20 protein-coding genes are annotated in these 24139 nt (G+C 64.5%); 11 read left to right on the top strand and 9 right to left on the bottom strand.

All coding sequences use genetic code 11. From position 1 onward, the window contains the following. Positions 1-51: 51 nt before the first annotated feature. The 4 genes from AR540_RS23560 to AR540_RS23575 are packed head-to-tail and all read right to left on the bottom strand — an operon-like array spanning position 52 to position 5241. Positions 52-1104, bottom strand: a complete 1053-nt coding sequence (locus AR540_RS23560) for an enoyl-CoA hydratase/isomerase family protein (RefSeq protein WP_059232388.1) — start codon at positions 1102-1104, stop codon at positions 52-54. Next, a complete protein-coding gene (mmsB, locus tag AR540_RS23565; RefSeq protein ID WP_059232389.1) occupies positions 1101-1997 on the bottom strand; it encodes a 3-hydroxyisobutyrate dehydrogenase in 897 nt (298 codons plus the stop codon). Before mmsB ends, AR540_RS23560 begins: the two co-directional genes overlap by 4 nt. A 14-nt stretch (positions 1998-2011) precedes the next feature. Continuing rightward, positions 2012-3520: a CoA-acylating methylmalonate-semialdehyde dehydrogenase gene (locus tag AR540_RS23570; RefSeq protein WP_059232390.1), complete on the bottom strand. Its 1509-nt coding sequence runs from the start codon at positions 3518-3520 to the stop codon at positions 2012-2014. Continuing rightward, positions 3517-5241, bottom strand: coding sequence for an AMP-binding protein (locus AR540_RS23575; protein WP_059232391.1), 1725 nt, complete (start codon positions 5239-5241; stop codon positions 3517-3519). The genes AR540_RS23570 and AR540_RS23575 overlap by 4 nt, the downstream gene beginning before the upstream one ends. A 207-nt stretch (positions 5242-5448) precedes the next feature. Here AR540_RS23575 and AR540_RS23580 point away from each other — a divergent pair, with 207 nt between their 5' ends. Both AR540_RS23580 and AR540_RS23585 read left to right on the top strand, forming a co-directional pair. Beyond that, complete coding sequence (locus tag AR540_RS23580; RefSeq protein WP_059232392.1) at positions 5449-6405, top strand: LysR family transcriptional regulator; 957 nt, start codon at positions 5449-5451, stop codon at positions 6403-6405. Positions 6406-6503: 98 nt separating this feature from the next. Then, a complete protein-coding gene (locus AR540_RS23585) occupies positions 6504-6950 on the top strand; it encodes a hypothetical protein (RefSeq protein WP_177339279.1) in 447 nt (148 codons plus the stop codon). A gap of 18 nt (positions 6951-6968) precedes the next feature. On the opposite strand, the gene AR540_RS23590 is transcribed toward AR540_RS23585, so the two are convergent. Further along, entirely contained in the window at positions 6969-7919 is a 951-nt protein-coding gene (locus AR540_RS23590; RefSeq protein ID WP_059232393.1) for a 2-hydroxyacid dehydrogenase, read from the bottom strand. Positions 7920-7974: 55 nt separating this feature from the next. Further along, entirely contained in the window at positions 7975-9282 is a 1308-nt protein-coding gene (locus tag AR540_RS23595) for an Nramp family divalent metal transporter (RefSeq protein WP_059232394.1), read from the bottom strand. Positions 9283-9562: 280 nt separating this feature from the next. Between AR540_RS23595 and tig the strand changes: the two genes are divergently transcribed. From tig to AR540_RS23620, 5 genes are all read left to right on the top strand, one after another. Continuing rightward, a complete protein-coding gene (gene tig / locus AR540_RS23600; RefSeq protein ID WP_059232395.1) occupies positions 9563-10873 on the top strand; it encodes a trigger factor in 1311 nt (436 codons plus the stop codon). Between the two features lie 90 nt (positions 10874-10963). Continuing rightward, positions 10964-11605, top strand: a complete 642-nt coding sequence (clpP, locus tag AR540_RS23605) for an ATP-dependent Clp endopeptidase proteolytic subunit ClpP (protein WP_007162222.1) — start codon at positions 10964-10966, stop codon at positions 11603-11605. Between the two features lie 110 nt (positions 11606-11715). Further along, entirely contained in the window at positions 11716-12996 is a 1281-nt protein-coding gene (gene clpX / locus AR540_RS23610; protein WP_059232396.1) for an ATP-dependent Clp protease ATP-binding subunit ClpX, read from the top strand. A 130-nt stretch (positions 12997-13126) separates the two neighbouring features. Next, positions 13127-15523, top strand: a complete 2397-nt coding sequence (lon, locus tag AR540_RS23615) for an endopeptidase La (RefSeq protein WP_059232397.1) — start codon at positions 13127-13129, stop codon at positions 15521-15523. A 173-nt stretch (positions 15524-15696) separates the two neighbouring features. Then, the gene (locus AR540_RS23620; protein WP_059232398.1) at positions 15697-17553 is read left to right on the top strand and encodes a SurA N-terminal domain-containing protein; all 1857 of its coding nucleotides are present in this window, start codon (positions 15697-15699) and stop codon (positions 17551-17553) included. Between the two features lie 103 nt (positions 17554-17656). Here the strand turns inward: AR540_RS23620 and cysK are convergent, their stop codons facing one another. After that, positions 17657-18631, bottom strand: coding sequence for a cysteine synthase A (gene cysK, locus AR540_RS23625; RefSeq protein ID WP_059232399.1), 975 nt, complete (start codon positions 18629-18631; stop codon positions 17657-17659). Between the two features lie 111 nt (positions 18632-18742). Here cysK and AR540_RS23630 point away from each other — a divergent pair, with 111 nt between their 5' ends. Continuing rightward, positions 18743-19576 carry an AAA family ATPase gene (locus AR540_RS23630; RefSeq protein WP_059232400.1) on the top strand — a complete coding sequence of 278 codons (834 nt, stop codon included), beginning with the start codon at positions 18743-18745 and terminating at the stop codon, positions 19574-19576. Positions 19577-19584: 8 nt separating this feature from the next. After that, positions 19585-20760, top strand: coding sequence for a vWA domain-containing protein (locus AR540_RS23635; protein ID WP_059232401.1), 1176 nt, complete (start codon positions 19585-19587; stop codon positions 20758-20760). Positions 20761-20801: 41 nt separating this feature from the next. Here AR540_RS23635 and htpX read toward each other — a convergent pair whose 3' ends face one another. Next, on the bottom strand, positions 20802-21680 hold the full coding sequence (gene htpX, locus AR540_RS23640; RefSeq protein ID WP_059232402.1) for a protease HtpX: 879 nt from the start codon (positions 21678-21680) through the stop codon (positions 20802-20804). Positions 21681-21876: 196 nt separating this feature from the next. Then, positions 21877-23088, bottom strand: a complete 1212-nt coding sequence (locus AR540_RS23645) for a pyridoxal phosphate-dependent aminotransferase (RefSeq protein ID WP_059232403.1) — start codon at positions 23086-23088, stop codon at positions 21877-21879. Between the two features lie 154 nt (positions 23089-23242). Between AR540_RS23645 and msrB the strand changes: the two genes are divergently transcribed. Then, on the top strand, positions 23243-23644 hold the full coding sequence (msrB, locus tag AR540_RS23650) for a peptide-methionine (R)-S-oxide reductase MsrB (RefSeq protein ID WP_059232404.1): 402 nt from the start codon (positions 23243-23245) through the stop codon (positions 23642-23644). Continuing rightward, positions 23641-24126 (top strand): glutathione peroxidase, encoded by a 486-nt coding sequence (locus AR540_RS23655; protein WP_153014305.1) that lies wholly within the window; start codon positions 23641-23643, stop codon positions 24124-24126. Before msrB ends, AR540_RS23655 begins: the two co-directional genes overlap by 4 nt. The last annotated feature ends 13 nt before the right edge of the window (positions 24127-24139 follow it).

Genomic DNA, 24139 nt, shown 5'->3' on the forward strand with positions numbered 1-24139 from the left:
CGATCCTTGGTAGATCTGGGTGATGCCAAGGTCGTGCATGACAGGCCTCGCTCAGGCGTGGCGAAAATCGGCGAAAAAGGCGCTGACGCGGCGGGGATCGAGGTCCTCCCAGCGGGCCGGGCTCCAATGCGGCGTACGGTCCTTGTCCACCAGCATGGCGCGCACCCCCTCGACGATCTCGCCTTTTTCGAACCAGCGGCGATCCAGGTGCAGTTCCAGCGCGAAGCACTGTTCCAGCGATAGGCCACTGCCCTGGCGCAGCAGCTCAAGGGTGGTGGCAACGGCCAGCGGCGAACGCCCATCCAGGGTGGCGAGCGTCTCCCGTGCCCAGTCTTGGAAGGCGGGGCGGCTTTCCGCGTGCAGACCTTCGCGCAGTTCCCCAATCGTCGCGGCGGCGAAGTGTTCGGCGATGGCCGGGCGCAGGTCGGTCAGCCGCGCATCCTCGGCGGGTGCGGTGGCGAATTCGCGGAGCAGGGCGGCCAGGTCGGTGGGGCCCTGGGCGGTGGCGGTTTCCAATCGCTGCAGCAGCTCGTCGTTCGCCGCTTCGGGAATGAAGACGTCGGCCAGGCCTGCCGCCAGGGCATCGGCGGGACCGATCTGCACGCCGGTGAGGCCCAGATAGAGCCCCAACTGATCGGGCAGGCGCGGCAGGAAGTGACTGGCGCCGACATCGGGGAAGTAGCCGATGGCGGTTTCCGGCATGGCCATGCGCGTACGTTCGCTGACGATGCGCAGCCGCGCTGCCTGCACCAGACCCATGCCACCGCCCAGCACCAGCCCCTGGGCCAGCGCCAGGATCGGCTTGGGATAGCGGTGCAGGGCCAGGTCCAGGGCGTACTCTTCGGTGAAGAAGGTTAGGTGCAGGTCATCGCCGCGCTGATAGCTGTCGTACAGCGCCCGGACATCGCCGCCCGCGCAGAAGGCCTTGGGTCCGTTGCCGCGCAGCACTATCACCCGCACGGCCGGGTCCTGCTCCCAGTCGCGCAGCGCGCCATGCAGGGCGCGCACCATCTCCAGGTCCAGGGCATTGAGCCCGGCGGGGCGATTGAGGGTCAGGTAGCCGACCCCACCGCGTCTTTCCCACAGCACCTTGGCGTCGCTCATGCACCGTCCTCGTCCAGGTAGTCCTGAATGATGGCCGAGAAATCCAGGCCGCCGCCACCGGCGCGACTGAATCTCTGATAGAGCTGCTGCGCCACCGCGCCGAGGATCACCGGCTGGCGTACGGCGCGTGCCGCTTCGGTGGCCAGGCCCAGGTCCTTGAGCATCAGGTCGGCAGCGAAACCGCCCTGGTAGCCGCGCGAGGCCGGCGCCTGGGGTAGCACGTCCGGATAGGGATTGTTCACTTCCGAACTCCAGCAACGACCGCTGCTGGTATTGATCACCCCGGCCAGGGTCTTGGCGTCCATGCCCAAGCGGGTGCCCAGGGCCATGGCCTCGGCCACCCCGACCATGGAGATGCCCAGCAGCAGGTTGTTGGCCACCTTGGCCACCTGGCCATTGCCGCTGGCGCCGCAGTGCACCAGATTGCGCCCCATGGCGGCCAGCAGCGGCTGGGCGCGCTGGAAGCCGGCCTCGCTGCCGCCGACCATGAAGGTCAGGGTGCCGGCCGCGGCGCCGCCGGTGCCGCCGGAGACCGGGGCGTCCAGCAATTCCAGGCCGCGTTCGGCGGCGGCGCTGGCCACCGCCCGGGCGCTGAGCGGATCGATGGTGGAGGAATCGATCAACAGGGTGCCCGGGCGGGCCCGGGCGATCAGCCCGTCTTCACCAAGATAGACCGTCTTCACCTGGGCGGCCGCGGGCAGCATGGTGATGATCACTTCCGCGCCGCTCTCCGCCACGGCGGTGGGCGAGGCGGCAACCTCGGCCCCTTCGGCGCGCAGCGCCTCGAGCGCGGCGGCGGAGACGTCGTAGACGGTCAGCTGATGGCCGGCCTTGAGCAGGTTGCGGGCCATGGGCGCGCCCATGTTGCCCAGTCCCAGAAATCCCAGATGCATGCTGGCGTCTCCCGTCATTTGAGGGTGATGGTGGTGTTCACGGCGCCGCCGACGTCCTGCTCGTCGGGCCAGCGCGTGGTGATGGTCTTGGTCTGGGTATAGAAGAGCACCGCCTGCTTGCCATAGGGGCCCAGGTCGCCCAGCTTGGAGGCGCGCGAACCGCTGAAGGAGAACAGCGGCACCGGCACCGGGATGGGCACGTTGATGCCGACCTGGCCGACGTCGATGTCTTCCTGGAAACGCCGCGCGGCGGCGCCGGAGCGGGTGAAGAGGGCCACGCCGTTGCCGTTGGGGTTGGCATTGATCAGGGCGATGGCCTCGTCGAGGGTGGCCGCGTGCATCACGCAAAGCACCGGCCCGAACAGCTCTTCGCGATACAGGGTCATGTCGGTGGTCACCCCGGAAAACAGCGTCGGGCCGACGAAGTTGCCCTTCTCGTAGCGCTCGACCTGGATGTCGCGGCCGTCCAGCTCCAGGGTCGCGCCTTCGCTCACGCCGCGCTCGATCAGGCCGCTGACCCGGTCCAGCGCCTGGCAGGAGATCAGCGGGCCGACGTCGGTGCCATTCTCGTGACCCGCACCCACCTTGAGGCTGCGCGCCTTGGCCACCAGCTCCGGCACCCAGCTGTTGGCCTCGCCGACCAGCACCACCACCGACACCGCCATGCAGCGCTGACCGGCCGCACCGAAGGCCGCACCCACCAGGTTGGCCAGGGTCTGCTCGCGGGGCGCGTCGGGCATCACCACGGCGTGGTTCTTGGCGCCCATCATGCACTGGACCCTCTTGCCGGCCTCGCTGGCGCGGCAATAGACGTGGGTGCCGACACGGGTGGAGCCGACGAAGGACAGCGCCTTGATGTCCGGGTGATCGCAAAGCGCATCCACCACCGCCGCTCCGCCATGGACCACGTTGAGCACCCCGGGCGGCACCCCGGCTTCCAGTGCCAGCTCGGCCAGGCGCATGGTCACCAGCGGGTCCTGTTCCGATGGCTTGAGCACGAAGGTGTTGCCGCAGGCGATAGCCATGGGAAACATCCACAGCGGGATCATCGCCGGGAAGTTGAAGGGCGTGATACCGGCGCAGACCCCCAGGGGTTGCAGCAGTGTATAGGTGTCCACCCCAGTGGCGACATTGTTCGCCAGTTCCCCCAATTGCAGATTGCCGATGCCCGCCGCGTGCTCCACCACCTCCAGGCCACGGAAGACATCGCCTTCGGCGTCCGCCAGGGTCTTGCCCTGCTCGGACGTCAGCAGCGCAGCCAGTTCCGTCATATGCTCGCGGATCAACTGTTGATAGCGCAGGAAGATCCGCGCCCGCGCACCGATGGGCGTCTTGCGCCAGGTGGCGAAGGCCGTCTTGGCACTGGCCACCGCGCGCTGTACCTCCTCGGTGGTGGCGAAGGGTACCCGCGCCAGCACCTCCTGGGTCGCCGGATTGATCACCTCGCGGGTTTCGCGGCTGGTGGAGGTAACGAACTGGCCGTCGATCAGCAGCGGTACGTCTTGGATGGCGGTCTGGGTCATGACAGGGATTCCTGGGCAGTGGAGGCGGGAGCAGGGCGGTCGGCGAAGTCTTCTTCGGCGTAGTCGTGAAGGTCGGGACTGCCGCTGGCGCGGCGCTGGGCCTCGCCCAGACGCAGCTCGATGCGGCGGATCTTGCCCGACAGCGTCTTGGGCAGTTCGCTGACGAATTGCAGACGGCGCACCCGCTTGTAGGGCGACAGGCAGCCACGGGCGAAGCCGAGCAGCTCCTGCGCGAGCGCAGGCGAAGGCGCGTGGCCGGCGGCAAGGATGACGAAGGCCTTGGGCACATTGAGACGCAAGGGGTCGGGGCTCGGTACCACCGCCACCTCCATCACCGCCGGGTGCTCGATCAGCGCACTCTCCAATTCGAAGGGGCTGATGCGGTAGTCCGCCGATTTGAAGACGTCATCGGCGCGCCCGACGAAGGTGATATAGCCCTCGGCATCACGCACCGCGGTATCGCCGGTCCGGTAGTGGCCGTCGCGCATCACCTCGGCGGTCTTTTCCGGACTGTCCTCGTAGCCCAGCATCAGCCCGGCCGGTCGCGGCTGGAGCGACAGGGCCACCTCGCCGTCATCGCCCGGCTGGCCATCGGCATCCAGCAGCTCGACGTGGCACCCGGGCAGCGGGCGCCCCATGGAGCCTGGCTTGAGCGGCTGTCCGGGGGTGTTGCCCACCAGGGCGGTGGTTTCCGACTGGCCGAAGCCATCTCTCAGGGTCAGCCCCCAGGCCGCCTGCAGGCTGTCGATGATCTCGGGATTGAGCGGCTCGCCTGCGCCGACCAGTTCGCGCAGCTCGAGTCGATCACGATAGGCGGCGAGATCTTCCTGGATCAGCATCCGCCATACCGTCGGCGGCGCGCAGAGGCTGGTGATCGGATAGCGCGCCAGCACCTCCAGCAGCGCCTGTGGCTTGAAGCGCGGCACGTCATGGATGAACACGCAGGCGCCGGCGTTCCAGGGCGCGAAGACGCAACTCCAGGCATGCTTGGCCCAGCCGGGCGAGGAGATGTTGAGGTGGACGTCGCCGGGCTGCAGGCCGATCCAGTAGAGGGTCGACAGGTGCCCGACCGGATAGCTGCTATGGCTGTGCAGGACCAGCTTGGGCCGCGAGGTGGTACCCGAGGTGAAATACAGCAGCAGCGGATCCGCGGCGCGGGTCGGGCCGTCAGGCAGGAAATCGCTGGCGCAGGTGGCAGGCGCGTAGGACTGCCAGCCGGCGACCGGCGTGCCGACACAGATTCGCGTCAAGCTCGGATCGAGGCTGGCGCAACGTTCCGTATGGGCACTGCCTACCACCAGGTGAGCGATGCGGCCGCGCTGGACGCGGTCCTGCAGATCGGCGTCGCTGAGCAGGGTAGTGGCGGGCACCACCACGGCGCCCAGCTTGAAGGCGCCGAGCAGGGTCTCCCAGAGCGCCACCTCGTTGCCCAGCATCACCAGGATGCGCTCGCCGCGGCGAACACCCTGAGCGCGAAGGAAATTGGCGGTGCGGTTCGACGCCAGCCGCAGCTCGGCGAAGCTGTACCGCTGCTCCCGGCCTTCGGCATCCAGTCGCCACAGCGCCGGACCGGGCTGCTCTTCGGCCAGCCGATCGAAATGGTCGAGCGCCCAGTTGAAGTGTTCCAGCTGCGGCCAGCGGAAGTCGCGCGCTGCAGTGGCATAGTCCGTGCGATGGCGCAGCAGGAAGTCGCGGGCCTGGCGGAAGGCGTCAGCCGTCATGTCGCATCCCCCTGGCGCTGAGGACGGAAGACGGTTGACGACAGCCGGCGTGATAGCCGGTGGTGGCGTGGTCGTGGGTCATGGTTGCCTGCTCGTTATTGTTGTTGGGTAGCAGATCGTCGCGCCGCCAGCCCTCGTGGCGCGTCCTGGTAGGCAGTATAGTTCCGGCAAAAGTCCCTTGCCTTCCGACAAAAACGCCAAAGCGATATGCAGAAATCCAGTAACCCGGCAGCGCGTCTCGACTGGGACGATCTCAGGTTCTTCCTCGAGGTCGCCCGCACCCAGAAGGCCAGCAGCGCCGCGCGACGGCTGGGGGTCGACTACACCACGGTGTCGCGGCGAATCGCGGCGCTGGAAAAGGCGCTGGGGGCGCTGCTGTTCGAGAAGTCGCGCAGTACCGGCTTCAGTCTCACCGTCGAGGGACAGCGCCTGCTCGGGCATGCCGAAACCCTGGAAAGCACCCTCCAGACCGCGTGCGAACAGATCTCCGACACCCGACTGGCGCCGTCCGGCCAGGTGCGTATCGGCGCCACCGAAGGCTTCGGCAGCTACTTCGTCGCGCCCCAGCTGAGTTTCTTCCAGGATCGCTATCCCGGCATCACCCTGGAGGTGCTGCCGGTGCCGCACTTCGTCAACCTGTCGCGGCGCGAGGCGGACATCGCCATCACCCTGGAACGCCCCGAGCGCGGTCCCTACGTCTGCCGCAAGCTGTGCGACTATCGGCTGCGCCTCTACGCGACGCCGGCCTACCTGGCAAGCCATCCGCCCATTGAGCAGCCTGCCGACCTGGTCGGTCACAGGTTCATCACCTACGTCGACGATCTTGCCTTCAGTCCCGAGCTGCTCTATCTGGAGCGCATCCTGCCCGAGGCCAGCAGCGGCCTGCGCAGCACCAGCGTGATCGCCCAGTACCAGGCCGCCCTGTGCGGACACGCCCTGGCCATCCTGCCGTGCTTCCTCGCCGAGCCCGACCCGCGCCTGGTGGTGCTGCTACCTGAACAGATCCAGATCACCCGGCAATTCTGGCTTTATTACCGTGAAGACTTGCGCCGCCTGCGCCGCATCACCCTGGTCACCGACTACCTGCGTGCCTGTACCGACGCCAATCGCGATTTCCTGCTCGGCGAAACCCGCGCGCCGGTACTGGGCTGGCCGGCGAACTGAGGTCCGTCGCCGATCGGTGCGGCACCCCGGGACCCGGCTGGGGTCTCAGAGCTGTCGGTCGTCGGTCGACGGCCTCCAGTGAAAAGATGGGAACGGCAATGGAACGATATCAGGCATTGAGTCAGGCGCTGAGCAAGGCGGCCGAGCGGGAAGAAGCCTACTGGCAGGAACTGGAGCGTCGCCTGCAGGAGTTGCCGGACTGCTTCACCCGCTACCTGGGGCTCACCCCGGCGGATCAGGTGGACGCCGGGCTGGGGCTGGAAAAGCGCGTCGATGGCAACATCGTCCGCGAGCTGGAAGTCTATGCACGCTACGACCTCACGGTGATCGTCGATGACCTCGCCGGCACGCCCCAGACCTTTGCCATCGGCCTGTCCTTCTTCTATACCAACGATCACTTCGTGCTGAAGGAGCGGGACGGCGAATTCTCCGTCGCCCTCGAACCCCAGGACGATCCCGACCGCTTCTGGGACGAAGGCTGCCGCGAGATCTACGACTCCCTGGCCCGCCGTATCCGCAGCAAGACCCTGCCGGCCATCGACTAGCGCCGTGGTCCGCGGCCGTCAGACCGGCGTAACCAAGTGGCCCTTGGCGAAATAGCGCTCCATGTTGGCCAGCACCAGGTCAGCCATGGCCTGACGCGTCTCCTGGGTGCCGCTGCCGAGATGCGGGGTGAGGACCACGTTGTCCAGCGCCAGTAACGCCGCCGGTACCTCCGGTTCCTCGGCGAAGACATCCAGGCCGGCACCGCCCAGGGCTCCCGCCTGCAGCGCGTCTATCAGGGCCTGCTCGTCGACCACGCTGCCTCGCGCGATGTTGATGAGATAGCCACGCGGACCCAGGGCCGCGAGGATTCGCGCATCGACCAGTCCGTCGGTGGCGGGGCCTCCTGGTAGCGACAGGACCAGGAAATCCGCCGCCTTCGCCAAGTCTTCCAGATCGGCGTGATAACGATAGGGGACGTCCGATTGCCGCTGGCGACCGTGGTAGGCCACCTCCATGCCGAAGGCCTCCACCCGGCGAGCGATGCTCTTGCCTATATTACCCAGCCCGACGATGCCGCAGGTCTTGCCGGCCAGGCGCGAGGTCAGGGGAAACTTGCCCTGGCGCCAGTCGCCACGGCGCACGAAGCGATCCGCCGCACTGATACCGCGCGCCACGTCGATCAGCAGGGCGAAAGCGGTGTCGGCGACGCAGTCGTCCAGCACGCCCGGGGTATTGCTCACCACCACGCCCAGATCCCGTGCTGCGGCGATGTCGATGCTGTCGTAGCCCACCCCGAAGCTGAATACGGCTTTCAGGCCGGGCAGGGCGCTCATCAGCTCACGGGTCGCGCCGTGCACGCCGGAGGTGACCAGGGCCACCACGTCCTGGCCGTGTGCCGCGAGCAGTTCAGGCTGATCGGGCGCTTCCCAGAGTCGCAGCACCTCATAACGGGTCTTCAGGGCGTCTTGCAGGGCAGGCAGCAGCGGGCCGACCTGGAGCAGCAGCGGACGTTGGTTCTGTTCGGTCATCTCTAGACTCCTTGAAAAAGCAGGGGCGGCGAACCCACCCCTTGAGGCGGAGGGCCTAGCCTAGCAACTGTAGACCCAGCTGGATCGCGACCCAGATCGCCAGCAGGGTGGCGAAGCCCAGGGCCAGGTTCTCGAACCAGTTGTTGCGGTATTCGTCCCCCAGCAGCGACTTCTGGTTGGACATGATCAGCAGGCCCAGAGAGATCACTGGCAGGCCGACGATATTCAAGGCGTTCACACCGATGGTCAGGGTCACGAAATCGGGCATGCCCGGCAGCGACCACACCAGCGGCGTCACCAGGATGAAGAGCAGGAACCACTTGTGCGCCGGGTCCTTGTGAAAGGTCTTGCCATAGCGCTCGCGCCGTTCCGGGCGGATGTGCTGCAGGGCATCGGTGATCAGCATGGGGAAGGCAGTGGTCTTGCCCACCACGCTGGCGAACAGGGTGGCGAAGACGCCGGTGAAGAAGATCAGCCAGCCGCCGGTGCCAAAGAACAGCTCCAGGGCCGCGCCCAGGTCGCTCAGGGTATTCACCTGCAAGCCGTTGGGTCTGAGGATCTCCACCCCGACCACCCAGATGGCCAGGTTGATGACGATGCCGACCACCACCGCGAAGAGCAGGTCGTTGCGCTGGATGCGCTTGTGTTCCGGTCCGGTCCAGCCCTTTTCCTTCATCACATAAGGATGCACGAAGTTGGCGATGGAGCCGGCCACGGCGCCGATCACCGACACCGCGACCAGCAGGGCGCCGTGCACGCCTTCGTCCGGCGGGATGCTGAAGCCGATGGTGCCCCGTAGGATGCCACCCAGGTCCGGACCCGACATCACCGCCAGGCTGATGAAGGCCAGGGTCATCACCGCCAGCAGCAGCTTCATCACGCCTTCAATCAGCGCATAGAAATTGCGGCCCACCAGCAGCCAGACCGCGATCACCACGGCCACCGAGCAGAGCAGCGGCTGGTCGAGGTGGAGCAGGGTGGCCAGGGCTTCGCCTGCGCCCTTGAGCATGTAGGCGTTGGTCAGATGGCCCATGATCAGCGCATACCCGAGCATGAACCAGGCAAATACCGGGTGCAGCTGAGCATAGCCTTCGAGGATTGACATCCCCCGGTTATTGCACAGCTGGAAGCGGGCGATGATGTTGACGATCAGAAAGCGCAGCAGTAGGGACACCGCCAGCACCCACATCATGGCGTAGCCATAGTTGGCGCCCGCCACCGAAGAGGTGATGAGGTCGCCCGCACCCAGCCAGGACAGCACCGCGATGATGCCGGGGCCCAGTAGTTTCGCCAGTCGGCGCAGCCCGGAGCTTTGCTCCTTGGCCAGAGGTACGGGTTTTTCGATGGGACCGGATCGCTCCATTGGGGCGGTTCTCCTAACGATTGTTGTTGTTGTGAATAAGGCCGGAGGAGACCTTTTCGTTAGCTTGCCCTTCAGGGTTTAGCACTACATACGACGTCGTACAACTAAGGGCGGGCAACAAAATGTTGCTCCCGGCCCGCTCGGCCAGGCCCGCTTCGGTGGCTCCAGACATACCGCTGGATCAAGCCAGGTGACTTCGCTTGAGACTGTCTCTAGAATGGTCGCCCTTGATTCTGGGGGGCCGGAAAGCCGGCCTGTTCTTGTGCCACGAGGAATATCCATGCAAGTTTCCGTTGAAAACACCTCTGCTCTCGAGCGTCGCATGACCATTGGCGTGCCGGCCGAGCGTATCGAAACCGAAGTGAACAAGCGTCTGCAGCAGACTGCCCGACGCGCCAAGGTTCCCGGTTTCCGCCCGGGCAAGGTACCCATGAGCGTCATTCGCCAGCGCTACGAAGCCTCGGCTCGTCAGGAAGCCTTGGGTGATCTCATTCAGGAAACCTTCTATGAAGCCGTCGTCGAGCAGAAGCTCAACCCGGCTGGTGCGCCCGCCGTCGAACCCAAGGTGTTCGAGAAGGGCAAGGATCTGGAATACGTCGCCACCTTCGAAGTCTTCCCCGAATTCGAAGTCAAGGGCCTGGATGGCATCGAGATCGAGCGCCAGGAATCCAGCGTCGAAGACGCCGACATCGACAAGATGCTCGACGTGCTGCGCAAGCAGGGCACCCGCTACGAAGCCGTCGACCGTGCTGCCGCCAACGACGACCAGGTCACCATCGACTTCGTCGGTACCCGTGACGGCGAGCCCTTCGCCGGCGGTTCCGCCGAAGGCACCAAGCTGGTCCTGGGCTCCGGCCGCATGATCCCCGGTTTCGAAGACGGCCTGGTCGGCGCCAAGGCCGGTGACGAGCGTGTGCTCGACCTGACCTTCCCCGAGGACTACCAGAACCTGGACCTGGCCGGCAAGGCCGTGCAGTTCAAGGTCACCGTCAAGGAAGTGGCCGCGCCCGAGCTGCCCGAGCTGAACGAAGCCTTCTTCAAGCAGTTCGGTGTGGAAGAGACCACCGTCGAGGGTTTCCGCGCCGAAGTGCGCAAGAACATGGAGCGCGAACTGCGCCAGGCGCTGAAGACCAAGGTCAAGAACCAGGTCATGGACGGTCTGCTGGCCGCCAACCAGATCGACGTGCCGGCCGCCCTGATCAGCAACGAAGTGGATCGTCTGCGCGTCCAGGCCGTCCAGCAGTTCGGTGGCAACATCCAGCCCGACCAACTGCCGGCCGAGCTGTTCACCGAGCAGGCCAAGCGTCGCGTGCTGCTGGGCCTGATCATCGCCGAGATGGTCAAGCAGTTCGAGCTCAAGCCCGATGACGCCCGCGTTCGCGAGCTGATCGAGGAAATGGCCGCGGCCTATCAGGAGCCCGAGCAGGTAGTGAAGTGGTACTACCAGAACGAGCAGCAGCTGAACGAAGTGCGTTCGGTTGTACTGGAAGAACAAGTCGTGGATACTGTCCTCAAGCAGGCAAAAGTCACCGACAAGCAGGTCTCCTACGAGGACGCGGTCAAACCGGCCGAGGCTCCGCAAGCAGCCTGATCTGCCTGAACTCGCTAGTCCGCATAAGCCAGCCTCGAGCTGGCTTATGTGTTTTTGACAGGTCATCCAGATAGGGAGCTAGTGCAGGACATGTCCCGCAATTCTTACATGCAATCCATGCCCGATATTCAAGCCGCTGGCGGTCTGGTACCCATGGTGGTGGAGCAATCCGCCCGTGGCGAGCGCGCCTACGACATCTACTCCCGGCTGCTCAAGGAGCGCGTCATCTTCCTGGTCGGCCAGGTCGAGGACTACATGGCCAACCTGGTCGTCGCCCAGCTGCTGTTCCTGGAAGCGGAGAATCCTGACAAGGACATCCACCTCTACATCAACAGCCCGGGTGGTTCGGTGACCGCTGGCATGTCGATCTACGACACCATGCAGTTCATCAAGCCCGACGTCTCCACCATCTGCATCGGCCAGGCCTGCAGCATGGGCGCGCTGCTGCTCGCCGGTGGCGCTGCCGAGAAACGCTTCTGCCTCCCGCACTCGCGGATGATGATCCATCAGCCCCTGGGCGGCTTCCAGGGTCAGGCATCGGACATCGAGATTCACGCCCGTGAAATTCTGACCATCCGCGAGCGTCTGAACAAGGTGCTGGCGCATCACACCGGTCAGCCCATGGACGTGATCGCCCGCGATACCGACCGTGACAACTTCATGAGTGGCCCCGAAGCCGTAGCCTACGGCCTGATCGACAAGGTCCTCGAGAAGCGCAACATCCCCGCCTGACCCCGCCTCGACCACCTGCCCAGGCGCCAGGCGTTTGGGCAGGTAGGCTTGAAAAACCGTGCAATTGGCTCCATCTTGTTGATGTAAGCACATTCCATTGGATCGATCGAATGACAGATACGCGCAATAGCGACGATAACGGCAAGCTGCTTTACTGCTCCTTCTGTGGCAAGAGTCAGCACGAAGTACGCAAGTTGATCGCTGGACCCTCCGTCTTCATCTGCGACGAATGCGTCGACCTGTGCAATGACATCATCCGCGAGGAAGTTCAGGAAGCGCAGGCCGAGAGCAATGCGCACAAGTTGCCTGCGCCGAAGGAAATCAGCGGCATCCTCGACCAGTACGTCATTGGTCAGCAGCGTGCCAAGCGGGTCCTCGCCGTTGCCGTCTACAACCACTACAAGCGTCTGAATCAGCGTGAGAAGAAAGACGACGTCGAGCTGGGCAAGAGCAACATCCTGCTGATCGGCCCGACCGGTTCGGGTAAGACGCTGCTGGCAGAAACGCTGGCGCGGCTGCTCAACGTCCCCTTCACCATCGCCGATGCCACCACTCTGACCGAAGCCGGTTACGTGGGTGAAGATGTCGAGAACATCATTCAGAAGCTGCTGCAAAAATGCGACTACGACGTGGAAAAGGCCCAGATGGGCATCGTCTACATCGACGAGATCGACAAGATCTCGCGCAAGTCCGACAACCCCTCCATTACCCGTGACGTCTCGGGCGAGGGTGTGCAGCAGGCCTTGCTGAAGCTGATCGAAGGCACCGTGGCGTCGGTTCCGCCCCAGGGTGGCCGCAAGCATCCCCAGCAGGAATTCCTGCAGGTGGACACGCGCAACATCCTGTTCATCTGCGGTGGCGCCTTCGCTGGCCTGGAAAAGGTCATCCAGAACCGCTCCACCAAGGGTGGCGGCATCGGCTTCAATGCCGAGGTGCGCAGCCAGGAGCTGGGCAAGAAGATTGGCGAATCCCTGCGGGATGCGGAGCCCGAGGACCTGGTGAAGTTCGGTCTGATTCCCGAATTCGTCGGTCGTCTGCCGGTCATCGCGACCCTCGACGAGCTGGACGAGCCGGCACTGATGCAGATCCTCACCGAGCCGAAGAACGCCCTCACCAAGCAGTACGCCAAGCTGTTCGAGATGGAAGACGTCGACCTGGAATTCCGCCCCGATGCGCTCAAGGCGGTCGCTCGCAAGGCGCTGGAGCGCAAGACCGGCGCCCGCGGCCTGAGATCCATCCTCGAAGGCATCCTGCTCGAGACCATGTACGAGATTCCTTCGCAGAAGGATGTCAGCAAGGTGGTCATCGACGAGAGCGTCATCGACGGCAGTTCCCAGCCGCTGCTCATCTACGAGAACAGCGAGCCGGCGAAGGCAGCGCCAGACGCGTGATGAACCAAAGGGGCTTCGGCCCCTTTTTCATTGGAGCCATGGTTGTATTTTGCGGCGGTCAACCTCATGTTAGAGGAAACCGAGGCCTTAACCGCATCTGCGGCCGATTATTTGCCGAGACCCGTATCCCATGACTACGACGATAGAACTTCCCCTGCTGCCCCTACGTGACGTAGTGGTCTATCCCCACATGGTCATCCCGCTGTTCGTCGGAAGGGAAAAGTCCGTCGAAGCCCTGGAAGCTGCCATGGCTGGCGACAAGCAGATCCTCCTGGTCGCCCAGAAGAACCCCGGCGATGACGATCCCGCCGCGGACGACATGTATCACATGGGTACCGTCGCCACCGTTCTCCAATTGCTGAAGCTGCCCGATGGCACCGTCAAGGTCCTGGTCGAAGGCGAGCAACGCGGTCGGATCGACTCGTTCGTCGAAAACCAGAATTACGCGCGGGCCCTGGTCACCCTGATCGAAGACAGCGAAGCGCCGGATCGCGAATCCGAAGTCTTCTCGCGCAGCCTGATGAGCCAGTTCGAGCAGTACGTCCAACTCGGCAAGAAGGTACCGGCCGAGGTGCTGTCTTCGCTGAACAGCATCGAAGATCCCAGCCGCCTGGTCGACACCATGGCGGCGCACATGGCGCTGAAGATCGAACAGAAGCAGGAGATCCTCGAGATCACCGAGCTGGGTGCGCGCGTCGAGCACGTCCTGGCGCTGCTGGATGCGGAAATCGACCTGCTGCAGGTCGAGAAGCGTATCCGTGGCCGCGTCAAGAAGCAGATGGAGCGCAGCCAGCGCGAGTACTACCTCAACGAGCAGATGAAGGCCATCCAGAAAGAGCTGGGGGACATCGATGAGGGCCACAACGAGGTCGATGACCTCAAGCGCCGCATCGAAGCCGCTGGGCTGCCCAAGGATGCCTTGGCCAAGGCCAATGCCGAGCTGAACAAGCTCAAGCAGATGTCGCCCATGTCCGCCGAAGCCACCGTGGTGCGCTCCTACATCGACTGGCTGGTGAATGTCCCCTGGCAGGCCGAAAGCAAGGTCCGTCTGGATCTGGGTCGTGCCGAGGAAGTCCTCGACAAGGACCACTACGGTCTCGAGGAAGTGAAAGAACGCATCCTCGAATACCTTGCCGTGCAGAAGCGCGTGAAGAAGGTTCGGGGACCGGTGCTCTGCCTGGTCGGTCCGCCCGGCGTGGGCAAGACGTCCCTGGCGGAGTCCATCGCCCGTTCCACCGGTCGCAAGTTCGTGCGCATGGCCCTGGGCGGCGTGCGTGACGAAGCCGAGATCCGGGGTCACCGTCGTACCTACATCGGCTCCATGCCAGGTCGCCTGATCCAGAAGATGACCAAGGTCGGTGTGCGCAATCCACTGTTCCTGCTCGACGAAATCGACAAGATGGGCAACGACATGCGCGGTGATCCCGCATCGGCGTTGCTGGAAGTGCTCGATCCGGAGCAGAACCACACCTTCAACGATCATTATCTCGAAGTGGACTACGACCTCTCCGACGTCATGTTCGTCTGCACCGCCAACTCCATGAGCATCCCGGCGCCGCTGCTGGATCGCATGGAAGTCATCCGGCTGCCCGGTTATACCGAGGATGAAAAGGTCAACATCGCCACTCGTTACCTGATCCCCAAGCAGATCAAGGCCAATGGTCTGAAGAAGGGTGAAGTGGAATTCGACGAAGCCGCGCTGCGCGATGTCATCCGCTACTACACCCGCGAGGCCGGCGTGCGGAGCCTGGAGCGTCAGGTGGCCAAGGTCTGCCGCAAGGTGGTCAAGGAGCACGCGCTGAGCAAGGCGCGTGCCGCCAGCGTCACCGTAGATAGCCTCGAACACTGGCTGGGCGTGCGCAAGTTCCGCTACGGCCTGGCCGAGCAGCAGGATCAGATCGGTCAGGTCACCGGGCTGGCCTGGACCCAGGTGGGCGGCGAATTGCTGACCATCGAGTCCGCGGTCGTCCCCGGCAAGGGGCAGATGATCAAGACCGGCTCCCTGGGCGATGTGATGGCCGAGTCCATTACCGCGGCCCTGACCGTCGTTCGCAGTCGCGGTCGTAGTCTGGGCATTCCCAAGGACTTCCACGAGAAGCACGACATCCACATCCACGTTCCCGAAGGCGCCACGCCCAAGGACGGTCCGAGTGCCGGCATCGGCATGTGCACCGCGCTGGTCTCGGCCGCGACGCGCATCCCGGTGCGCGCCGATGTGGCCATGACCGGCGAGATCACCCTGCGTGGTCAGGTACTGGCCATCGGCGGACTCAAGGAAAAGCTGCTCGCGGCGCACCGTGGCGGCATCCGGACCGTGATCATTCCCGAGGAAAACGTGCGCGATCTGCGGGACATCCCGGACAACATCAAGGCCGACTTGCAGATCAAGCCGGTCAAATGGATTGACGAGGTCTTGGAGGTTGCGCTGCAATACACCCCGGAACCGCTCCCGGACGATGGTCCGGAGCTCGTCAGCAAGGACGAGAAGCGGGAGCAGGAGGGCAAGGAGCGCGTCAGTACCCACTGATGGCGCTTCGGGCTCGATAGGCGGGCCGCCAGAATTCGTTCTTGGTGTGCCGCTGTCCTGCTGGATGCAAGGTCCTTGATCGACGAAAAGGCGCATCTCGAGATGCGCCTTTTCGCTATTTGGTATTCGACGATTTCGCCATGGCCGGTCCGGCCACAGCTCGTGGGGGGAACATGCTACAAAACATCAGGGACCGTTCTCAGGGATGGATTGCCAAAGTCATCATCGGATTCATCATCCTGCTGATGGCACTCACCGGCTTCGAAGCGATCATCCGCGCGACCGGCCACCAGGGCGCCGTAGCGCTGGTCAACGGCGACGAGATCAAGCAGACCGACCTCGCCCAGGCGGTGGAGATGCAGCGTCGCCAGCTGCAGCAGCAACTGGGCCAGGGCTTCGACCCGTCCACGCTGGATGACCGCCTGCTGCGCGAGTCCGCACTCAAGGCCCTGATCGACAAGCAACTGATCCTGCAGGCCGCCAAGGCCGATCGCTTCGCCTTCTCCGAACAGGCGCTGGATCAACTGATCCTGAACACCCCCGAGTTCCAGACCGAGGGCCGTTTCGATCCGCAGCGTTTCGATCAGGCCGTGCGCCAGATGAACTACACCCGCCTGCAGTTCCGTGACCTGCTGCGCGACGAGATGCTGATCGGTCAGCTGCGTGCCGGCATCGTCGGCAGCAACTTCGTGACCGATGCGGACATCGAGGCCTTCGCCGCCCTCGAGCGCCAGACGCGCGACTTCGCCATGCGTACCGTCAAGGCCTCCACCAATGGCATCGTGCCGACCCAGGAGGAAATCCAGGCCTACTACGACAGCCACAAGAACGATTTCATGACGCCCGAACAGGTGGTCATCGAATACGTGGAGCTGAAGAAGGATGCCTTCATGGCCAAGGCCAAGGTCGACGAGAGTCGTCTGCAGGCCGCCTACAAGTCCGAGATCGCCAACCTGGCGGAGCAGCGCGATGCGGCGCACATCCTCATCGAGGTCAACGACAAGCAGAGCGATGACCAGGCCAAGGCCAAGATCCAGCAGATCCAGGAGCGCCTGAACAAGGGCGAGGATTTCGCCAAGCTCGCCAAGGAGTTCTCCCAGGACCCCGGTTCGGCCGCCAATGGTGGCGACCTGGGCTTCGCCGGTCGCGGCGTCTACGATCCGGCCTTCGAGGAAGCCCTCTACGCCCTGGCGCCCCAGCAGGTGTCCGCACCGGTGCGCACCAGCTTCGGCTGGCACCTGATCAAGCTGAAAGGCGTACAGGCCCCGGAAGTTCCGACCCTGGCGAGCGTTCGTCCACGCCTGGAGCAACAGCTCAAGGCCGAGGACGCCGATCGACTCTTCGTCGAGGCGGGCCGCAAGCTGGAAAGCTCCGCCTACGAGGCCTCCGACCTGAGCCAGCCAGCCCAGGAACAGGGCCTGCAGGTCAAGACCAGCGCTCCCTTCGGGCGTGAAGGGGGCGAAGGCATCACCGCCAACCGCCAGGTGATCGAGGCGGCCTTCAGCGAAGACGTCATGCGCAACGGCGCCAACAGCGCTGCCTTGCAACTCGATCCGGAGACCCTGGTGGTGCTGCGCGACAAGGAGCATCGCACGCCGCAACTGCAGTCGCTGGATCAGGTGAAGGGCGAGATCGTCACCCGCCTGACCCAGGAGAAGGCTGCGGCCGTGGCCAAGGCCACCGGCGAAGCGCAGCTCAAGACCCTGCGTGCCGGTGGCAAGGCGGCCGCAGGTGACTGGCGTACGGTCGAAGCCGCTACCCGCAACCAGGAGGGCGTCGATCCCCAGGTGCTGCAGGCGGCCTTCCGCATGGCCAAGCCGGAAGCCGACAAGCCGTCCTATGCCGGTATCAGCCTGCAGAACGGTGACTTCGTGCTGATCCGCTTGCAGGGCGTAGGGGTGCCCAAGGAAGCCCTGAGCGCCGAGGACAAGGCGTTGTATCGCCGCTACCTCGCCTCGCGCGCCGGACAGGTCGATTTCGCGGCCTACCGTCGGGCCCTGGATGCCAAGGCAGAGATCAAGCACCTCTGATACGAAAAAAGCCCGGGAAACCGGGCTTTTTCTTGAGTGGTGGCAAGGGGCTCGCTGGCTGGCGAGCAACCCCGCAACGGGGGAGGGCAGTACCCCCAGGGTCCTACTGGACCAGCTCCTGCTCCTCGAACAGGCCATCGAACAGCATGGTGGATAGGTAGCGCTCGCCGGAATCCGGCAGGATGACCACGATGGTCTTGCCCTGCATCTCCGGGGCCTCGGCCAGCCGTACCGCAGCGGCCATGGCGGCACCGCAGGAGATACCACAGAGGATGCCTTCCTCGCGCATCAGGCGCTGGGCCATCAGCTTGGCCTGGTCATCGCTGACCTGCTCGACGCGATCCACCATGGCAAGGTCGAGGTTGCGTGGCACGAAGCCGGCACCGATGCCCTGGATCTTGTGCGGGCTGGGTTTCACCTCTTCGCCGGCCAGGGTCTGGCTGATGACCGGCGAAGTTTCCGGTTCCACGGCGACCGAGAGAATGGGCTTGCCCTTGGTGTTCTTGATGAAGCGCGAGATGCCCGTGAGGGTGCCGCCGGTGCCCACTCCGGCCACCAGGACATCGATGGCACCGTCGGTATCGTTCCAGATCTCGGGACCGGTGGTCTTCTCATGGATAGCCGGATTGGCCGGATTATCGAATTGCTGCGGCATGAAGTAACGGTCCGGTTCGCTCTCGGCGATCTCCCGGGCCTTCTCGATGGCGCCCTTCATGCCCTTGGCCGGTTCGGTGAGGACCAGCTCCGCACCCAGGGCCTTGAGCACCTTGCGGCGTTCCAGGCTCATGGAGGCGGGCATGGTCAGCACCAGACGATAGCCGCGAGCGGCGGCGACATAGGCCAGGCCGATGCCGGTATTGCCGGAGGTCGGCTCCACCAGGCTCATGCCAGGCTTGAGCAGCCCCTTGGCTTCGGCATCCCAGATCAGGTTCGCGCCGATGCGGCACTTGACCGAATAGCCCGGGTTGCGTCCCTCGATCTTGGCGAGCAGGGTGACCCCCTTGGGTCCGAGGCGATTGATGTAGACCAGCGGCGTATTGCCGATGGACTGGGCGTTGTCAGCGAAGATGCGGCTCATGGCGAATCCTGTCGGGCGCAGAAAGCTCGCAGCCTAGGCCTTGCGCCGGATGACGTCCAGCCTGGGCGCGGCATGCTATCGTCAGGCGAAAGAAGGCGATGAGGATCGACGATGGCTTTCCAGGGTACCGACCGTTACGTAGCCACCACCGAGCTCAGTCTGGCGGTCAATGCGGCCGTCCAGCTCGGGCGTCCATTGCTGGTGAAGGGCGAGCCGGGCACCGGCAAGACCCTGCTCGCCGAGCAGGTGGCGTACAGCCTGGATGCGCGGCTGATCACCTGGCACGTCAAGTCCACCACCAAGGCGCAGCAGGGACTCTACGAATACGATGCGGTGAGTCGTCTGCGCGACTCCCAGCTGGGTGACCCGCGGGTGCAGGACATCGCCCACTACATCAAGCCGGGGAAACTGTGGGACGCCTTCACTGCGGAGGACAGGGTGGTCCTGCTGATCGACGAGATCGACAAGGCCGACATCGAGTTTCCCAACGACCTGCTGCTCGAGCTTGATCGGATGGAATTCCACGTCTACGAGACCGGCGAGACCATCCGCGCCCAGCGGCGGCCGATCATCATCATCACCTCGAACAACGAGAAGGAACTGCCGGACGCCTTCCTGCGCCGCTGCTTCTTCCACTTCATCCGCTTCCCCGAGCGCGAAACCCTGGAGCGCATCGTCCAGGTGCATTACCCGGATCTGCAGGGGCGTCTGGTGAAGGAGGCGCTGGACCTGTTCTACGACCTGCGTAGCGTGCCTGGGCTGAAGAAGAAGCCATCCACCTCCGAGCTGGTGGACTGGCTGGCACTGCTGCTGGGTGACGAGACGGCACAGGCGGCCCTGCACGGTGACGGCAGCCTGCCGCCGCTGGCTGGCGCCCTGCTGAAGAACGAGCAGGATCTGCAGTTGCTCGAACGCCAGGCCTTCATGCGTCGTCGGCGCAGCTGAGGACCAGCATGTTCCTCGACTTCTTCACCCGGCTCAGGGCTGCCGGCATCCCGGTTTCCCTCGGCGAGTTGCTGGATCTGCATGCTGCGCTCGATGCCGGTATCGTGGTGGCCGATCCCGAGGCCTTCTATCTGCTGGCGCGGACCCTGTTGGTCAAGGATGAGCGGTTCTTCGACCGTTTCGACCAGGTTTTTGCCGGTGAAATGGCCAGGTCCGAGCGTTCCTCTGCTGGAAAGGCAATTCCTGCGGACTGGCTCAGGCTGGAGCTGCAGCGGCTGCTGTCCGCAGAGGATCGCCAGCGGCTGCAGGCATTGGGGGGGTTGGATGAGCTGCTCAAGACCCTGCAACAGCGTCTCGCGGAGCAGCATGAACGGCATGCCGGCGGCAACAGGTGGGTTGGCACGGGGGGTACCAGTCCCTTTGGCAGCGGGGGCTACAACCCCTTCGGCGTGCGCATCGGCGAGGCGGGTACGCGCCAGGGGCGCGCGGCCAAGGTCTGGGAGCAGCGGGACTATCGCAACCTGGACGACCACGCACCGCTGGATCGGCGCAATCTGCAACTGGCGCTGCGCCGACTGCGTCGCTTCGCCCGTCAGGGGGCGGCGGCCGAATTCGATCTGGACGCCACGGTAGCGGCCACGGCGCAGGAGGGCGGCTTACTGGACGTCCGCTATCGCCCCGAGCGGCACAACGCGACCAAGGTGTTGCTGCTGTTCGACGTGGGCGGCTCCATGGACCTGCACGTGCGTCTCTGCAGCGAGCTGTTCAGCGCCTGCCGCCTCGAATTCCGCCACCTGGAGTACTACTACTTCCACAACTGCGTCTACGAGCGGATCTGGCGCGACAATGGCCGGCGCCACGAGGAAAGCGTGGCGACCCAGGACCTGCTGCGCCGCTATGGCGCGGATTACCGGCTGGTGATCGTCGGCGATGCCAGCATGGGGCCTTACGAGATCACCCATCCCGGCGGCAGCGTCGAGCATTGGAACGAAGAGCCCGGCGCGCTCTGGATCCAGCGGCTGTGCCAGCATTTTCCCCGGGCTGCCTGGCTCAATCCCTATCCACGCGACGGCTGGGACTTCAGTACCTCCATCGGTCTGGTGCGCGAGCTGATGGGACAGCGGATGTTTCCCCTGACCGGAGAAGGGCTGGGCGATGCGATCCGAGTGCTTACCCGCCAATGAAAAACCCCGGCCTCGGCCGGGGTTTTGGTTTCACGTCACGCTCAGCGTTGGCCGTAGCGACGCAGGGCTTCGATACGATCTTCCAGCGGCGGGTGGCTCATCAGCAGACCGGCCAGGCCGTTCTTCAGCGAACCGTTGATGCCGAAGGCATTCAGGGTGTCGGGCATCTGCACCGGAATACCCTGTTCGGCGCGCAGGCGCTGCAGGGCGCCGATCATGGCGTTGGGGCCGGCCAGGCGGGCACCGGCTTCGTCGGCGCGGAATTCGCGTTTGCGCGAGAACCACATGACGATGATGCTCGCCAGGATGCCCAGCACCAGTTCGGCGACGATGGTGGTTACGAAATAGGCGATACCGTGACCCTCTTCGTTCTTGAAGATGGCCTTGTCGACGAAATTGCCGAAGATCCGCGCGAAGAACATCACGAAGGTATTCACCACGCCCTGGATCAGTGCCAGGGTCACCATGTCGCCATTGGCAACGTGACCGATTTCGTGGGCCAGTACCGCTCGTACTTCGTCGGGCGAGAAACGCTCCAGCAGACCCTGGCTGACCGCGACGAGGGCGTCGTTACGGTTCCAGCCGGTGGCGAAGGCGTTGGCCTCGTAGGCCGGGAAGATACCGACTTCCGGCGTCTTGATACCGGCTTCGCGGGACAGCTCCTCGACCGTCTGCAGCAGCCACTGCTCGTGACGGGTACGGGGTTGGCTGATGACTTCGGTGCGGGTGCTCATCTTCGCCATCCACTTGGAGATGAACAGCGAGACCAGCGAGCCGGCGAAACCGAACACGGCACAGAACACCAGCAGACTGCCATAGTTCTGACCGGTGTAGCGATCCACGCCGAGCACCTTCAAGGTGATGCTGGCAACGATCAGCACCGCCAGGTTGGTAGCCAGAAACAACAGAATGCGCATCATGGTGGGGTACAGCTCCTCACAGGTTTATCTGCCGGCTATATAAGGTTCGGCCCCGATCCATTCAACGTTGCCACTATTGCAAACTGTGTCGCCTGAGTGGGCGGCAACGCGATGGGTACGGCGGGCCGAGCGCCAGTGCCGCCTGGAGCCCAGTGGGCGGCCAGGCGGGTGAAAGACGCGGAAATGCTTTGGTTGGCTACTGGGCGTAGCTGCCGAGGAAGTTGCCGATGCGGCCGATGGCCTGTTCCAGGTCATCGACGCGGGGCAGGGTGACCACCCGGAAGTGGTCGGTCCAGGGCCAGTTGAAGGCGGTGCCCTGGACGATCAGCAGCTTTTCCGACAGCAACAGGTCGAGGGCGAACTTCTCGTCGTTGTGGATGGGGCAGACCTTGGGGTCGATCCGCGGGAAGGCGTAGAGCGCGCCCATCGGCTTCACGCAGCTGACGCCCGGGATGTCGTTGAGCAGCTTCCAGGCGCGGTTGCGCTGTTCCAGCAGGCGGCCGTTCGGCAGCACCAGGTCGTTGATGCTCTGATAGCCGCCCAGGGCGGTCTGGATCGCATGCTGGCTGGGCACGTTGGCGCACAGGCGCATGTTGGCGAGGATGTCCAGCCCCTCGATGTAGCTCTGGGCCCGATGCTTGGGCCCCGAGACGATCAGCCAGCCGGAGCGGAAGCCGGCGACGCGATAGGACTTGGACAGGCCGTTGAAGGTCAGGCACAGCACGTCCGGCGCCAGGGAGGCGGTAGAGATGTGCACGGCCTCGTCGTAGAGGATCTTGTCGTAGATCTCGTCGGAGAACAGCACCAGGTTGTGCCGCCGTGCCAGTTCGACGATGCCTTCCAGTACCTCCTTGGAATAGACGGCACCGGTTGGGTTGTTGGGGTTGATCAGCACCAGCGCCTTGGTGTTGCTGGTGATCTTGGCTTCCATGTCGGCCAGGTCCGGGAACCAGTCGGCCTGTTCGTCGCACAGGTAGTGCACCGGCTTGCCGCCGGCCAGGCTCACGGCAGCGGTCCACAGCGGGTAGTCCGGCGCCGGGATCAGCACCTCGTCGTTATTGTTGAGCAGGGCCTGCATGGCCATGACGATCAGCTCGGAAACGCCGTTGCCGAGGTAGATGTCCTCGATGCCGACGCCCTCGATGCGCTTCTGCTGGCAATACTGCATGACCGCCTTGCGCGCGCTGAACAGGCCCTTGGAGTCACTGTAGCCCTGGGCGGTGGGCAGGTTGCGGATGACGTCCTGCAGGATCTCCTCTGGCGCTTCGAAACCGAAGGGCGCCGGATTGCCAATGTTGAGCTTCAGGATGCGGTGGCCTTCTTCCTCGAGGCGCTTGGCATGCTTGAGGACCGGGCCGCGGATGTCGTAGCAGACATTGGCGAGCTTGTTCGACTTGGAGACCTGCATGGTGGACTGAATCCTGAAAAAAGGGCGAGAGACTGGGTGGAGGCGGACGCCGACCGGCGCTTGGCAGCATCCGGGGGCGGATGCCAGACTGAGCGGGAATCATACGGCTGCATCGCCCGATACAAAAGATGCGCCGGCATCCAGCGAGGTCACCATGGAAAAAGTACAGCGTAGCCCGGAAGACTGGCGCGAGCGCCTGACCGGCGATCAGTTTCGTGTCTGTCGCCTGGCCGCGACCGAAGCGCCCTACACCGGCGCCTATTGCAACACCAAGACGCCTGGCGTCTACCGCTGTGCCTGCTGCGAGCTCCCCTTGTTCGACTCCAGCAGCAAATTCGATTCCGGCTGCGGCTGGCCGAGCTACTATGCACCCATCGCCCCCGAGGCCGTGCAGGAGAAGGAAGACCTCAGCCACGGCATGCACCGTATCGAGGTGCTCTGCGCCCGTTGCGATGCCCATCTGGGGCACGTCTTTCCCGACGGCCCGCCGCCGACCGGCCTGCGCTACTGCATCAACTCGGTCGCTCTCGACCTCGAGCCCAGGGAGTCCGCGTGACCTCGGACATCCTGCAGATTCCCTTTCGCATGGCCGATGGGCAGGCCGCCCGGCTGGCGGACTGGCCGGCCCGGGCCTATCTGGTGGTCAATACCGCCAGCCGTTGTGGCTTCACCGAACAGTACGCCGGGCTCGAAGCGCTGCAGCAGCGCTACCGCGAGCAGGGCCTGCGGGTGATCGTCTTTCCCTGCAATCAGTTCGGTGCCCAGGAACCGGAAGCGGATGCCCAGATCCAGACATTCTGCGTCACCCGCTTCGGCGTCAGCTTCCCGGTGATGGCCAAGCTCGACGTCAATGGCGACGGGGCCCATCCGTTGTTCACCGCGCTGAAACGTGCGGCGCCCGGGCTGCTGGGGCGTCCCATTCGCTGGAACTTCACCAAGTTCCTGATCGACCCCGAGCGCGAGCGGATAAGGCGCTTCGCGCCCCTCACCAAGCCCGAACGGCTGGAGCGGCACCTCCAGCGGGTGCTGGCGCGCTAGGTCGAGAAGGGCG

Source organism: Pseudomonas sp. EpS/L25 (assembly GCF_001512295.1).
In the GTDB taxonomy this organism is placed as follows: domain Bacteria; phylum Pseudomonadota; class Gammaproteobacteria; order Pseudomonadales; family Pseudomonadaceae; genus Chryseomonas.